Here is a 12,944-nt window from a genome sequence, read left to right as displayed (position 1 = left end):
CTGCGAATAGCAGCATATAACGGCCTTTCCAATTAAACAACAATGTACATAAGGAGGAAGAGTCATGCCTTTAGTTGATATGCCTCTTGAGAAGCTTAAGCAATACGAAGGAATAAACCCTCGGCCAGATGATTTCGACGCTTATTGGGAGCGCGCGCTAGCTGAGATGAAGGCTGTAGATCCGCAGGTTGAGCTGGTGCCTGCCGAATTTCAAGTGCCAGGTGTGGAATGCTATCATTTATACTTTACAGGTGTACGCGGTGCACGCATTCATGCCAAATACTTGCGCCCTAAGGATGCTGCAAAGCCGCATAAGGCTGTGCTGCAATTTCATGGCTATACTGGACATTCAGGCAGCTGGATGGACAAGCTTCCTTATGTTTTCCAAGGCTTTTCTGTATTCGCATTGGATTGCCGCGGACAAGGCGGTTTATCGGAAGATACAGGCGGCGTAAAAGGCAACACCCACCATGGTCATATTATTCGTGGATTGGATAGCCACGAGGACGACTTGCTGTTCCGGCATATTTTCCTTGATACAGCACAATTAGCTTCCATCGCTATGTCGATGCCAGAGGTTGATTCTGAACAGGTTTATGCTATGGGGGGCTCTCAAGGAGGCGCATTAACAATTGCTTGCGCATCACTTGAACCCAAAATTAAAAAGCTGGCCCCTGTATATCCATTTTTGAGTGATTACAGACGAGTATGGGAAATGGATCTGGCTGTTGATGCATATTTTGAATTGCAAAATTATTTCAGAAAATTTGATCCGCGCCATCAACGGGAAAATGAAGTGTTTACCCGCCTTGGATATATTGATATTCAAAATCTGGCAGGCAGAATCAAAGGCGAAGTATTGATGGCTGTAGGGCTGATGGATCGCGTATGCCCGCCGTCAACGCAGTTTGCTGCATACAACAAAATTACAGCGCCTAAACGCTTGGAGATTTATCCTGATTTTGGACATGAGTTGCTGCCTGATTTTGCGGATATAACGCTGCAGTTTTTCCTTGATCAATATTAAGCTGAATACTCCGATTATGAGAAGTGAAAACTAATCATAATCGGTTTTTTTGTTGTTTAGCTCGAAATGATCCAAATGATGCGGACACTGATGACCGTTAGCGCACACTTTTCGCCAACCTCCACTTTCTAGCGGACAGAAATATCCGTTAGCGGAAAAAAAGCTAAAGAATTAGACTGAATGTTCCTCTAAAGGACATAAGTGTCCGCATATGCAACAAAAAGACTGCTTTTTACTTCTAACGGTCATTAATGACCGCACTGCAAGTAGAAGCCAGGCGGCTAAATAGATAGCGCCGTATCGTTTGTTCTTTACATGACGGCAAGTTAGGTCACCGATCGGTGATTTTGTTTTGTTACGACATATGGCAGAGTGAAAATAACTAGAAATGTTGACGCAGAAAAATATATTATGTATACTAAATATATAAAAGTAAGTAACTAACCAATAAAGAATTGAAAGACATAGACCTTGACTTGTCTGTTCAAATCAGCAATGAAATGAGATAGGCAGTCGAAAATATTTTATGGAGAGGAATGACAGCAATGCTGCATCCACAAACAAAATTAGGGGAAGTAAAATTAAAAGTAAGCAAGCTAGAGCGTTCCATTGCTTTTTATGAGCAGGTCATCGGTTTGCAGCTGTTGAGCAAGGAAGGGAATATAGCAAAGCTTACAACGGATGGGCATAATGTTTTGCTTATTTTAGAGGAAGTTGAAAATGCTATCGTTGTTCCGGAGCGCAGAATGAGCGGCTTGTATCATTTTGCTATTTTATTGCCATCTCGCGAGGCGCTCGCCATTACCTTGCAGCATTTAGTTGAAATGAATGTGCATATTGGCCAAGCTGATCATTTGGTAAGTGAAGCGTTATACTTATCTGATCCAGACGGCAACGGTATTGAAATATATCGGGATCGCCCAAGAACAGAGTGGACCTATGACGAGCAAGGCAATGTAAATATGGCTACGATTGCTATAGATTGGCAAGGCTTGCTAGCACTGGCGCAGGGGCAGACATGGAGCGGGCTGCCAAAGGATACGGTCATCGGCCATGTTCATTTCCACGTGAATAATATGACGAATTCCAAGCAGTTTTATATTGATGTGCTGGGCTTTAAGGCGGAGGCTGATCTAATGCGTCAGATGGGCGCCTTGTTCGTTGGGGCTGGCGGGTACCATCACCATATGGGGCTTAATATTTGGGCCGGCAGCAATGCTCCGATACCACCCAGCAATAGTACAGGAATTGATTACTTTACGATAATTGTACCTAATCTTGAAGAGCTTAGTCTTCTGAAAAGCAGGCTGGATGCAGCAGGAGTTGCTGTAGAGAATAAAGACGGAGCTTTATTTTTGAAAGACCCTAATGAAATTGGGATCAAACTTATCGTTGGCTGATTTGTGCATGTATGTTTGAATTTGGCCAGGGAATTATAATACAGTCTGCTATCACATTTGAACAAGAGAGGAAGTTTACATTGAATCACGAAATTACTACCAACTTTTTATCTGCTATTAAAGCAAGAAGAAGCCATTATGCCATTAATAACGAGCAGCTAATTAGCGACGAGCGTTTAGAGCAAATTATTGAATTTGCCATTAAGCATACACCCTCTGCGTTTAACTCCCAAAGCGCGCGTGTCGTATTGCTGCTAGGCGAGCAGCATACAAAGTTTTGGAGCATTACAACAGAAACTTTGCGTGCAATGGTTGATCCGGATAAGTTTGGTTCGACACAGGATAAAATGAACGCTTTTGGCGCAGGCTACGGCACCGTATTGTTCTTTGAGGATCAAAGTGTAATTGAGGGCTTGCAGCAGCAATTCAGCTTGTATGCTGACAATTTCCCAATCTGGTCGCTGCAATCCAACGGAATGCTGCAGCTAGTCGTTTGGACTGCTTTGACAGACGAGGGCTTCGGAGCATCCTTGCAGCACTATAACCCGCTTATCGATGATGCTGTAAGAAAAGAGTGGGGCCTGCCTGACAGCTGGAAGCTGCTTGCGCAAATGCCATTCGGCAAACAATTGTCTGCACCGGGCGAGAAGCAGTTCCAACCGATCGAAGAGCGCTTTAAAATAAAAAAATAATTTTCATAAAAAGGGCTTGTATCTCAGATAGAATATCTGTGAATACAGGCCCTTTGTTTCTAACATCAGTCACTTCTCTTTATAATAATTTATTAAGTCTATCAAAATAATGAGCAGCAAGATGATGAATGATTGCAACAATGGCTTTAGTAAAGAAATCAATGAAACCAACTATAAATCGGTATAAATAAAAGGCTGGTAAGTATAGCCGAAATCCCCATGGCAAAGCCGCTCGTACTTCCTGCAAGTTCTGAGTCTTGAATAATCCGCGCTGTTCCGATGCCATGCGCTGCTGTTCCCATAGCAGTGCCGATCGAAATATCGTCGCGCACGCCGGCAAATCGTAAAAGAGCGGGTCCCGCGATACTGCCGATTAAGCCCGTTAAAACGGTAAGCACAGCAGTCAGCTCCGGTATGCCGCCAGCTTGCCGCGAGATTTCGAGCGCGACTGGCGAGGTGGCGGACTTGGGCATCATTGTTGCAATAAGCTCGCTGCTGCCGCCAAGCATCCAGACGAATGCCGCCGACAATAGCAGTGCGCTGATCGAGCCTGTCGTAATGCCAGCGATAATCGGGATGATTTTCGATTTGATTTTTTCGGCATTTTTGTAGAGCGGTATGCCAAGCGCTACTGTAGCGGGTCCTAATAAAAATACTAAAATATCGGCTCCTTTGCGGTAAGATTCATAAGGAATTTCCCATATCATTAGTACAGCTATAATCGCAATGGAGCAAATGAGCAAAGGATGGAGGAAGGACCATTTTTTTTGTAGAAGCAAGGCAGCAGCATAAGCGGCTATCGTAAGTGTCAAGCCAAATAGAGGCTCCGTTGCAAACGCTTCAAAGCTCATAGCTGTTCAGTCTCCTTATTCTTGTTTTTCCCCCATTTGCTGACGGACCAGCCCGTTACGAGCAGCACCCCGAACGTGCTGAGAAATAAGCTGACGACGATAGAAACGGCATGGCTGCCTATAAATGAAAAGAAAACCATCGTGCCTACAACAATTGGCGCAAACAAAAGCATCATATGGCGTATAAGAAAAATCCCGGCTTCTTCTACCCAGTCCAGCCTAATGATTTTTAAAAATAAAGCGAGTGTAAATAATAGCAAACCAATAACGTTAGCTGGCAGTGGAATGTGCAAGACAGCCTGCAATACATAGCCGATCAAATAAAAAAGCAGTAATATAGCAAATCCAAGCATATGGAGCTCCTTTGCAATAAGGGGGTTTGGCTCGCTAAATAGCTGCCTTAGCCTGACCTTGATCGTGATGCTTTTTCTCGGAAACTGCCTGCTCCCGGTTTTGCATCACGCTTGAACCGTTGAAGATGCCGCCAGCTTCAATAATGAAAGAGCCGGCCTCAACATTTCCTTTGAGCGTACCGGTGGAGCAGATGGTCAGCTGGCCCGTTGCCTTTACATTGCCGATTAATGTTCCAGCCAGTACAAGATCGCGAGCAGTCACGCTGGAATTGGCGCTGCCGCTTTCTCCTATAATAACATCCCCGCCGCACTCAATATCACCTGTAATGCTGCCTTCAATGCGAATGCTTGCCTTCGAATGCAGCTTGCCTTCAAATACCGTTCCTTCACCGATTAATGTGTCTGTTTTGTTCGGATCAATAATACTCTTTTTACTTTTGAACATGATCATTGTCCTCTCTATCTTCATTCATATAGGGTAGCGGATTGACGGTTACGCCGTTTACGATAACCTCGTAATGCAGATGGGGGCCGGTGCTGCGGCCAGTGTTGCCCAGCTCTCCTATTATTTGACCTTTAGTGACCGTGTCGCCAACCTCGACGAGTCGCTTATTCAAATGCAAGTAGCGCGTGCTGACGCCTTTGCCATGGTCTATCGCTATGTAATTTCCGTAAGGATATTCACGCTCCGAAATGGTCACCTTGCCTCCTGCTGCTGCATAGATCGGATCTCCTCTGTTTCCGCCTAAATCAATGCCGGAATGATAGGTGGACCGCCTGGTGATAGGGTCTTTTCGAATACCGAATTCAGAGGTGATTTTACGTGAATCGGCCGGCCATAGGGTCGGCGTTTTTTCAAGTATTTGCTTATGCTTGATAGCAGCCAGACGGGTTGCCTCTAAACTGGGCTGCAGTTGATCAATGCGCATATCAATAGCTGAATATTTAACTTGAGCGGCTTCGGTCAGGGAATGAAGGGAATACTCCGATATCGGCAGCTCTTCGCCGCCTTGTCCTCCGCTTGCAAGATTAGAGCGCTCATTGGCGGCTGTATCGGATAAGCCGATCATTTCTTTCAGCTCCAGCTCCAGCTCATTAATTTCGCTGAGCTTGCTTTCAATAGCTTGGGCTTGCTCGGAAAGCGTTAACAATTCAGCTTGCATATGAGCAATTTGTTCATTCTTATTGTGCAGCTGATCTTGATAAACAGATTCCGCTGCATGAAGCTGCGATTCCAACTGCTTCGTCAGCCGATTTTGATTCGAATAAAGCCATGTTATAAAAATAACTGCCGCTATCAATAAAATAACGACAGCAGGCAAGGCAATTAAAAAAAGTCCGGGCAGGCGAAAACGCCGGACAGATTGATTCGCACTCGGAATAACAACGAATGTGAATGATTTGAACCATCCGTTCATACTGAGCCTCCTATAACAATATACAATGCCAAGGGCATACTGAGCTGGAAACTTCTCCAACCCATTTCATTCGACATAAACATTGTAAAATCCTGCTAGCAGCTATGGTGAAAATTGATTGAAAATGTTGATTGCTGGAGCAAGATGTGCAGTCAAGCATAACGTGACTTTCTAAACGGTTGATGATAGGATGAAAAATATAGGGGAAGTAAGGAGATGATGGCTATGCTGAAGTGGGATGGACATACGCATACTAGATTTTGTTATCATGGCAGCGATGCTGCCTCGGAGCTATATATTGATCGTGCGATAGAGCTCGGCTTTGAGCGCTATACCTTAAGCGAGCATCCTCCATTGCCGGCAAACTATGTGGATGATGCGAGCTTATTCGCGGAGCTTGCGATGCCGATGGAGCAATTGCCAGATTATTTTCAATATGTGAAGGAAATGAAGGAGAAGTATGAAGGCGCAATCGAAATTACGGCTGGACTGGAACTGGATTATTTGCAGGGACATACCGATTTTACAGCTTCCATAGTGGACCGCTGGCAGCATGAGCTGCAGGATGTTGTATATTCTGTTCATTACTTGCCAGGTGTTGGCGGGATGAGATGCATTGATTTCACGCCCGACGACTTTAAGACAAATTTGCTTGCTTATTACGGCACAATGGAAAAAGTAGTGGATGAATATTATGATCATGTCGAGCAGGCTATTGCTGAAGCGTCCAAGCTGCCCATGCGCACGAGAATTGGGCATATAAACCTGATTCAAAAGTTTCAGACTGTACTGCCGCCATTGGATGAAGAACAATTAAATAAGCGCATGCGTGCACTGCTGCCGCTGCTGGCCGGCAGCAAGGTAGCTGTCGATATCAATACTGCAGGGCTCAGGGTAGCTACCTGCGGCAATGCTTATGTGCCGCCATGGTTTATGCAGGAATGTATTTCCCTTGGCATTGCCTGTGTCTATGGCTCCGACGCTCACAAGCCTGAGCAGGTAGGCTTTGGCTATGATTATTACGAACAGCATTATTTGAAACGATAACTTACAATTGAATACCGCTATCTTCATTAAATAACGGAAGCCGGGCGCTCAGTTAATACTGAGTATCCCGGCTTCCGTTATTTCTTTCAAACGCTACGATCCATTCTCCTTGTGTCAGCGCATAACCGATGTCGCCTTCCACTACAAGCCCATACAAGTTTTTGACATCAAGATACTCTTTGCGTTGGCCGTTTTCGAATTCCAACGTAATATAGTAATACGTTCTGGACGAATGGGTCGTATGCATATGGCCGGCATCATTCATATGGTTATGATGATTGCTATGGCTGCGTACTTCCGTTCGCTTGGCAACTACTCTGGCATAGACGCTTTCTTTGGGAGAGCTGGCATTATTGAAATATTTTGCCGCATTAAAAATCAGCATAACAATAACGATAACAAAGACGATTCCGATTAAAACGGGGACTATGCTAAACATCGCATTAAAGCCTCCTCCGAAGGAAGAGCCAAATGAGCTATCTGGAAACATGCTTTAACCTCCTTAATTGACGCAGCTATAATACGATACGTATGAAATGAAAAAATGTTGCATAAGAAGAAACGCTGCGCGGCCTCGGCTTGGGCGAAAACAAGCCTAAGGCGAAAAATCATATTTTTCTATAATAAAAAAAGTGACCCTACGGCAACGGGCCAAGGGTCTAAGGTTTATATATTATAAAAAAGGGGGTCAAGTTCAAGTATAGACGTTTATCATTAAAAACTGATGAAAGAAATATTTCATTTTCATTACAATTATTGGATAGCATTTCCTGTTTTCGTTATGCACACCAATCTTATTATTTTATAGTTGTCCAAAACGCAAGCTGCTGCTGCAGCTGACTGATCAGCGTTTGAATATTTTGCTGCAGCAGTATCAGCTCATCCGGATCGTCCTTCGCTTTACGAAGAAGCTCCTGCACATCATGCCCAGCGGTATCAGAAAGCTTAGTGACGTCCAGCAATTGCTGCAGCATTTGCAAAGGATTTTGATTAATCGGAGCAAATATGGTTACCCCAACATGATCTGAGCTGGAGTGCAAGGCTAGACCATCTAGCGCAGCAGTAACGGCAGGATTGGCCATAACCGCTTGTTCTGCAAGGCTTTTTGGCTCAAGCGCAAATGCCTGGGATGAGGACGGCACTGCTTGCTCAGCCGCTTGAGACGCTTCCTCCTCACGAAGGCGTTCCAGCTCGGCACGCTCGGCTGCTTCCGCGGCGGCGCGGGCGCGTTCCTTTTTATTTTGCTCTCGGGTAGACCAGGTTTCGATAAGGCCTGGACCATCTTTAAGCAGCAGTTTTTCTTTCGTGCTGTTGGAAATCGTTGTATCCTTAAACAGCTTGGCAATTTTTTTTACGTCGCTGACTGGCAGCTCGTCGCGCGCTGCTATTAAAGCAAGCGGATCACGGTGCTCCATTGGCAAATCCTTAAGCGGAAGCAGCTGCTCTTCGGTCAAGCAATTTTTGCGTATTTCAGTGCCGCTGACGATTAATTTTTTGACGGCATTGCTGAATTTTAACAACTCGCATTTATTTTTGATATAGCTTTCTGTCTTGCCAAGCTTGGCGGAAAGAAATTTGGTCGAGCTGCGGAATTTGGGATCATTAAGCAGCTTATGAAACGCTTCTGCTTCTTCAATCGGCGAGAAGCCCTCGCGCGTCAAGTTTTCCGCAATTTGCTCCAGATAAATATCCATTTCGGTCATAGCTTCTGATACGATGCAAGGAATCGTTTCCTTGCCCAGCCGCTGGGATGCCTTATATCTTCTATTGCCATAAATGATTTTGTAACGCCCGTCTGCTGTTGGACGAACTTTAATAGGCGAAAGCAAGCCCAGCTCTTCAATGCTGTTCATCAGCTCCTGCAAGGCCGCTTCATCGAACTGATAGCGAGGCTGATCAAGGTCCTCGTCGATCAGTTTTAAATCCAATTGAATGATTTCCATCTGCTTGTCCCCTTTCACTGTATGTTTCTTGTACGAAGCGAAGGAAGTACCCTTGCTATTATATACCAAGCAATTGGCATCAGGTAAGAAAATTATTTTTGAACAGCATTGTCAGCTGATTGAGCAAGCGATTTTTTGTAAGCAAAATGATTGGTGGGGCCTTGACCTGCGCCAAGCGGCAATCCAGCTTCAATTGCAGCTTGAATAAAGGCCTTCGCCGTGTGCACAGCTTCAAGCGGAGCATTTCCGCAAGCGAGCGAAGCTGTAATAGCCGCTGAAAAAGTGCAGCCCGTCCCATGCGTATGCCTGGAATTTATTTTTTTTCCTTCCAAATAAATAAATTGCCCGCCTTCATAATATAAATCCACTGCCATGTGCTCATTTGATTCATCGTGGCCGCCCTTGATAACGACGATACTTGCTCCCAGCTGCCGCAATCTTTTGGCGGCTTGCTCGCGTTCAGATAATGTAGATATAGTCATGCCGGCAAGAACCTCTGCCTCAGGAATATTAGGCGTAATAATAAGCGAGAGCGGCAATAAATGCTCCACGAGCGCGTCTAGCGCATCGGAACGGAGCAAGGCAGTGCCGCCTTTTGCAAGCATGACAGGATCGATGACGAGCTGCTTCCAGCCGAAATGCCGAACTGCTTCTGCAACGGCTTTAATCATGCTAGCGTTAACCAGCATGCCCGTTTTGAACGCTTGCGGCGTTAAATCCTCGCCAATAGCATGCAGCTGGCTGTGCAAGGCTTCCAGCGAAGCAGGGAAAACCTGCTTGACTCCAAGCGTATTTTGGGCAGTGATCGCAGTTATAACGGACATGCCGTATGCGCCCAGCTCCTGGAAGGTTTTAATATCGGCTTGAATGCCCGCGCCGCCGCCGCTGTCGGAGCCTGCAATGGTTAATGCTTTTGGATAATTGCACAGGGGAGAAAATGACAAAGTAGAGCCCTCCGATCCAGACGATGTTCAATATTGTAAATGTAGCATACTTGAAGAAGGATTGCTTCCGTTCGTTTAGAACACTTATACTGTTCTTAACAGGAATAGGGAAAGGGGCCCGCATATGGCACTTGAAATTGAAAGGAAATTTCTGCTTCAGCAATCGCCGCAGCAGCTGGCTGCCACCGGCATAATTACTATATTGTCTGAGCAGCGTATCGAGCAAACGTATTTGGCGATTGACAGCAATGAGGAAATAAGGGTGCGCAAAATTACGGATTTGAGCACGAAGCAAACAAGCTTTACGCATACCTTCAAACGCGGCAACGGATTAGTGAGAGAAGAGATTGAATACGAAATATCAGAAACGATTTACGGGCAAATCATGCAGGCTTTTGGCTATATCCCGTTGACGAAAAACAGGATTACTGCGCAGTTCGATAATGGATTAATAGAAATTGATATATACGATCAAATTCAGTTGACCGTGCTTGAGCTGGAATTCAGTTCACTTCAGGAGGCGGAAAGCTACAAGTCGCCAGCATGGTTCGGAGCAGATATTAGCGGTGAGAAGAAGTACAGCAATAAAAAGGTGTGGAAGCAGCTGCAGGACGGCAAATTTGAGCAATAGATCAAATAAGAATACTTTCTTAAAAATGTAAAGGAGCAGCCGCGGCTGCTCCTTATTTCTCCAAATGCTTGACAAGCTCATTAAATACTTGCTTTGTTTTATCAGGCTCCAATTCATTATAGATGACGTAGAGATCTTTCAGCTTTATGACAATATAAGGCGATGAGTGCTTAAATACATACAGCTTAGCTTTGCCAAGCTCATTAAGCTTAAAATTGCCGCGTGCATATTCCGAGGTGGCAATGCCATTGACGCGAAAGCCGCTAGGCATTTTTTCTTCCAGCAATACTTCTTCAATATCGCTCGTTTCGAATGTAAAGGAATAGGTCGTATCGGTGATGTGAACAGTGCCGGCTTCATTAACCGTCAGCTCGGGAGCTATGGAATCCGCGCGGATTATCATGACAGCTATCGGGATAACGATCGCTAGCACAAGAGCATAAGCACCGGTATATACGAACTTGCCGCCGGTTGTAGCAATGTTGACGGTAGAGCCTGCGCCGATACGCTTCGGCACCATTACTTTTTTGTCATTCGGGTTATTATAGACAAGGCCTGTTCCCCAGTAATGATCTTCATCGATTGTATCGGTCTTGCCGTTAGTATGCGCATAGCGGTATTCCAGTGTTCTAATGCGATGATAGGTATAATAGATAGACAGCAGCGGCACTAAAGAGACGATAAATATGCCGCACATCCATAGCGTAGAGCCGATTGAAGTGCCTTCTGAGAGCACAAAATATGCGACATAAGCGTTAATAGCTTCAAAGATTGCCATACAAAGCCACAGAATCGACCAATATTGCCGGGCCGCTTGGTGAATCGCCATATTGGCGAGCGGATTGCGGCTGTAAAGGCCGACACGATCGCGTGTAAATGCCAAGTTAAGCAAAAATAGGATGCCTGTCATTACCAGCGATGCAATACCTGACCAACGTACGAGCGGAAGCTCGCTGTTGGCTGCCAGGTATAACAAAGGCAGCGCTATAATGAGCGGCAGTACAAACCAGTAAGGCGGCAGAGGCCGTTTGCTTGCCAGCTGCTCCAATTGTTTCTCGATTTCAATCGTTGCTTTTTGTTTGCCAAACCAGTTCTCAGCGCGTTTGATCGCAATAGCTTTAAAATGAATATGCCTGTACGGAGCAGGTGACAGAAAAAACATCGATAATGACCAGACGATAAAATAAACAAAAGCTAGTGATGCGGATTGCTGCATCCAGTAGAACGGAAATAATGCAGCGGCCGCTATAAGCGTGTATACTACATATAGCGTTATGTATTCTTTGCGCAGCTGCTTGAATCGCTCGTCTTGAATCGCATCAGCCGGCAGCGTGACGCCGAACCACAGCTGCTTGCGAGGCACTGCTTGCATCATGTAGATTCCGACTACTGCAGCCAAAATTATTATTGCAGGAATGAGCAGCATCATAACTGTGCAAAACCTCCTGTCATAGTTGTTGGAATAAGTACTGGTATAGACGGCATGGCATTTCTTTCTTGTTTACGGTCCAATATTAATACAAAGGCTTCGATTTTGTCAAAAGAACGCGCGGCGTTTCTTCTTGGCAAATGCGTCTTCCCAATGGACGGCGCAGCGGTTTATCCTTGAAATACATAGATGCAAGGGAGCTTGAATAATGAAGATACGTTTTGGAGTTATAGGCACGAACTGGATTACAGATCATTTTATTGAAGCGGCAAGGGAGCATCAAGATTTTGTCTTGAAGGCTGTGTTCTCGCGCACGGAGGAGTCCGGCACGGCTTTTGCCAAGAAGCATGGCATTGAACATGTATATTCAGATGTAGAGGCTATGATGCAGAGCGGTCATATAGACGCTGTTTATATAGCCAGCCCTAACAGCTTTCATGCGCGCTATGCTATTGCTGCGATGCAAAACGGCGTGCATGTGTTATGCGAGAAGCCGGTTGCTTCCAACAAAGCTGAGCTGGAGCAAATGATAGAGACAGCCAAGCAGAACAAGGTGCTTTTGATGGAAGCTATGAAATCCACCTTAATGCCAGGGTTTAGTGCGATTGCTGAAAATATCGAAAGGATCGGCACGGTCAGGCGTTATTTTGCGAGTTACTGCCAATACTCTTCACGATATGATGCTTATAAGGCCGGTAATATTATGAACGCGTTCAAGCCGGAGTTTTCCAATGGCGCTCTGGTGGATATTGGGGTTTATTGTATTTATCCTGCAGTCGTGCTGTTTGGCAGGCCGAAGTCTGTCAAAGCGGTTGGCTATATGCTGGAATCAGGAGTGGATGGCGAAGGCAGCGTGCTGCTGGAATATGAAAATATGGATGCTGTCATTATGTTTTCCAAAATTACGAACTCTCAGCTGCCTTCCGAAATTCAAGGTGAAGACGGCAGCATTATAATCGAGCGCATGAATGAGCCTGTACAAATCAGCCTCAAGCTGCGCAGCGGTTTGACAGAGGATTTGACCAAGCCGACCGTCGATCGTACGATGTATTATGAGGCGGCTGAATTTATTCAGCTGCTGCAAAAGGGCAAGCTGCAATCGGACATCAATACACATGAAGCTTCGCTTATTACGATGGAAATTATGGACGAGGCACGCAGGCAAATTGGTTTACGCTATGCAGCTGACGATAAGTAAGGCATTAAGGG

General features: G+C 45.3%; 14 protein-coding genes. 6 read left to right on the top strand and 8 right to left on the bottom strand.

Annotation, left to right across the window (positions count from 1 at the left end):
* Positions 1-64 precede the first annotated feature (64 nt).
* The 3 genes from V1L65_RS05130 (at position 65) to V1L65_RS05120 (ending at position 3,119) form a co-directional block, all read left to right on the top strand.
* The gene (locus V1L65_RS05130; protein ID WP_331698002.1) at positions 65-1,027 is read left to right on the top strand and encodes an alpha/beta fold hydrolase; all 963 of its coding nucleotides are present in this window, start codon (positions 65-67) and stop codon (positions 1,025-1,027) included.
* A gap of 536 nt (positions 1,028-1,563) precedes the next feature.
* Positions 1,564-2,427, top strand: a complete 864-nt coding sequence (locus tag V1L65_RS05125) for a VOC family protein (RefSeq protein ID WP_331698001.1) — start codon at positions 1,564-1,566, stop codon at positions 2,425-2,427.
* 80 nt (positions 2,428-2,507) lie between these two features.
* Positions 2,508-3,119 carry a nitroreductase family protein gene (locus V1L65_RS05120; RefSeq protein WP_432506150.1) on the top strand — a complete coding sequence of 204 codons (612 nt, stop codon included), beginning with the start codon at positions 2,508-2,510 and terminating at the stop codon, positions 3,117-3,119.
* Between the two features lie 158 nt (positions 3,120-3,277).
* Here the strand turns inward: V1L65_RS05120 and V1L65_RS05115 are convergent, their stop codons facing one another.
* The 4 genes from V1L65_RS05115 to V1L65_RS05100 are packed head-to-tail and all read right to left on the bottom strand — an operon-like array spanning position 3,278 to position 5,741.
* Positions 3,278-3,970 carry an LrgB family protein gene (locus tag V1L65_RS05115; protein ID WP_331698000.1) on the bottom strand — a complete coding sequence of 231 codons (693 nt, stop codon included), beginning with the start codon at positions 3,968-3,970 and terminating at the stop codon, positions 3,278-3,280.
* Positions 3,967-4,323 (bottom strand): CidA/LrgA family protein, encoded by a 357-nt coding sequence (locus V1L65_RS05110; RefSeq protein ID WP_331697999.1) that lies wholly within the window; start codon positions 4,321-4,323, stop codon positions 3,967-3,969. The genes V1L65_RS05115 and V1L65_RS05110 overlap by 4 nt, the downstream gene beginning before the upstream one ends.
* 34 nt (positions 4,324-4,357) lie before the next feature.
* Positions 4,358-4,768: a bactofilin family protein gene (locus tag V1L65_RS05105; RefSeq protein WP_331697998.1), complete on the bottom strand. Its 411-nt coding sequence runs from the start codon at positions 4,766-4,768 to the stop codon at positions 4,358-4,360.
* Positions 4,755-5,741: a M23 family metallopeptidase gene (locus V1L65_RS05100; RefSeq protein WP_331697997.1), complete on the bottom strand. Its 987-nt coding sequence runs from the start codon at positions 5,739-5,741 to the stop codon at positions 4,755-4,757. The genes V1L65_RS05105 and V1L65_RS05100 overlap by 14 nt, the downstream gene beginning before the upstream one ends.
* Positions 5,742-5,957: 216 nt before the next feature.
* Between V1L65_RS05100 and hisJ the strand changes: the two genes are divergently transcribed.
* Positions 5,958-6,788 carry a histidinol-phosphatase HisJ gene (hisJ, locus tag V1L65_RS05095; RefSeq protein ID WP_331697996.1) on the top strand — a complete coding sequence of 277 codons (831 nt, stop codon included), beginning with the start codon at positions 5,958-5,960 and terminating at the stop codon, positions 6,786-6,788.
* 52 nt (positions 6,789-6,840) lie between these two features.
* Here the strand turns inward: hisJ and V1L65_RS05090 are convergent, their stop codons facing one another.
* From V1L65_RS05090 to thiD, 3 genes are all read right to left on the bottom strand, one after another.
* Positions 6,841-7,278 carry a DUF2500 domain-containing protein gene (locus V1L65_RS05090; RefSeq protein WP_331697995.1) on the bottom strand — a complete coding sequence of 146 codons (438 nt, stop codon included), beginning with the start codon at positions 7,276-7,278 and terminating at the stop codon, positions 6,841-6,843.
* Between the two features lie 307 nt (positions 7,279-7,585).
* On the bottom strand, positions 7,586-8,731 hold the full coding sequence (locus tag V1L65_RS05085) for a ParB/RepB/Spo0J family partition protein (RefSeq protein ID WP_331697994.1): 1,146 nt from the start codon (positions 8,729-8,731) through the stop codon (positions 7,586-7,588).
* A gap of 92 nt (positions 8,732-8,823) precedes the next feature.
* Entirely contained in the window at positions 8,824-9,675 is an 852-nt protein-coding gene (gene thiD, locus V1L65_RS05080) for a bifunctional hydroxymethylpyrimidine kinase/phosphomethylpyrimidine kinase (RefSeq protein WP_331697993.1), read from the bottom strand.
* 124 nt (positions 9,676-9,799) lie between these two features.
* Here thiD and V1L65_RS05075 point away from each other — a divergent pair, with 124 nt between their 5' ends.
* Complete coding sequence (locus V1L65_RS05075; protein WP_331697992.1) at positions 9,800-10,306, top strand: CYTH domain-containing protein; 507 nt, start codon at positions 9,800-9,802, stop codon at positions 10,304-10,306.
* A gap of 52 nt (positions 10,307-10,358) precedes the next feature.
* Here V1L65_RS05075 and V1L65_RS05070 read toward each other — a convergent pair whose 3' ends face one another.
* Positions 10,359-11,735 carry a DUF5808 domain-containing protein gene (locus V1L65_RS05070; RefSeq protein WP_331697991.1) on the bottom strand — a complete coding sequence of 459 codons (1,377 nt, stop codon included), beginning with the start codon at positions 11,733-11,735 and terminating at the stop codon, positions 10,359-10,361.
* A 208-nt stretch (positions 11,736-11,943) separates the two neighbouring features.
* On the opposite strand from V1L65_RS05070, the gene V1L65_RS05065 reads away from it, so the two are divergent.
* The gene (locus V1L65_RS05065) at positions 11,944-12,933 is read left to right on the top strand and encodes a Gfo/Idh/MocA family protein (protein ID WP_331697990.1); all 990 of its coding nucleotides are present in this window, start codon (positions 11,944-11,946) and stop codon (positions 12,931-12,933) included.
* Positions 12,934-12,944: the final 11 nt, after the last annotated feature.

The organism is Paenibacillus sp. IITD108 (assembly GCF_036541265.1).
Taxonomy (GTDB): Bacteria; Bacillota; Bacilli; order Paenibacillales; family Paenibacillaceae; genus Pristimantibacillus.
This window is presented reverse-complemented; position numbering and strand designations above follow the sequence as displayed.

Excerpts from the sequence above, each read along its gene's own strand:
- V1L65_RS05070 (WP_331697991.1), bottom strand. The coding sequence starts at position 11,735 with ATGATGCTGCTCATTCCTGCAATAATAATTTTGGCTGCAGTAGTCGGA.
- V1L65_RS05100 (WP_331697997.1), bottom strand. The coding sequence starts at position 5,741 with ATGAACGGATGGTTCAAATCATTCACATTCGTTGTTATTCCGAGTGCG.
- V1L65_RS05105 (WP_331697998.1), bottom strand. The coding sequence starts at position 4,768 with ATGTTCAAAAGTAAAAAGAGTATTATTGATCCGAACAAAACAGACACA.
- V1L65_RS05065 (WP_331697990.1), top strand. The coding sequence starts at position 11,944 with ATGAAGATACGTTTTGGAGTTATAGGCACGAACTGGATTACAGATCAT.
- V1L65_RS05085 (WP_331697994.1), bottom strand. The coding sequence starts at position 8,731 with ATGGAAATCATTCAATTGGATTTAAAACTGATCGACGAGGACCTTGAT.
- V1L65_RS05110 (WP_331697999.1), bottom strand. The coding sequence starts at position 4,323 with ATGCTTGGATTTGCTATATTACTGCTTTTTTATTTGATCGGCTATGTA.
- hisJ (WP_331697996.1), top strand. The coding sequence starts at position 5,958 with ATGATGGCTATGCTGAAGTGGGATGGACATACGCATACTAGATTTTGT.
- V1L65_RS05115 (WP_331698000.1), bottom strand. The coding sequence starts at position 3,970 with ATGAGCTTTGAAGCGTTTGCAACGGAGCCTCTATTTGGCTTGACACTT.
- V1L65_RS05130 (WP_331698002.1), top strand. The coding sequence starts at position 65 with ATGCCTTTAGTTGATATGCCTCTTGAGAAGCTTAAGCAATACGAAGGA.
- V1L65_RS05090 (WP_331697995.1), bottom strand. The coding sequence starts at position 7,278 with ATGTTTCCAGATAGCTCATTTGGCTCTTCCTTCGGAGGAGGCTTTAAT.
- V1L65_RS05125 (WP_331698001.1), top strand. The coding sequence starts at position 1,564 with ATGACAGCAATGCTGCATCCACAAACAAAATTAGGGGAAGTAAAATTA.
- V1L65_RS05075 (WP_331697992.1), top strand. The coding sequence starts at position 9,800 with ATGGCACTTGAAATTGAAAGGAAATTTCTGCTTCAGCAATCGCCGCAG.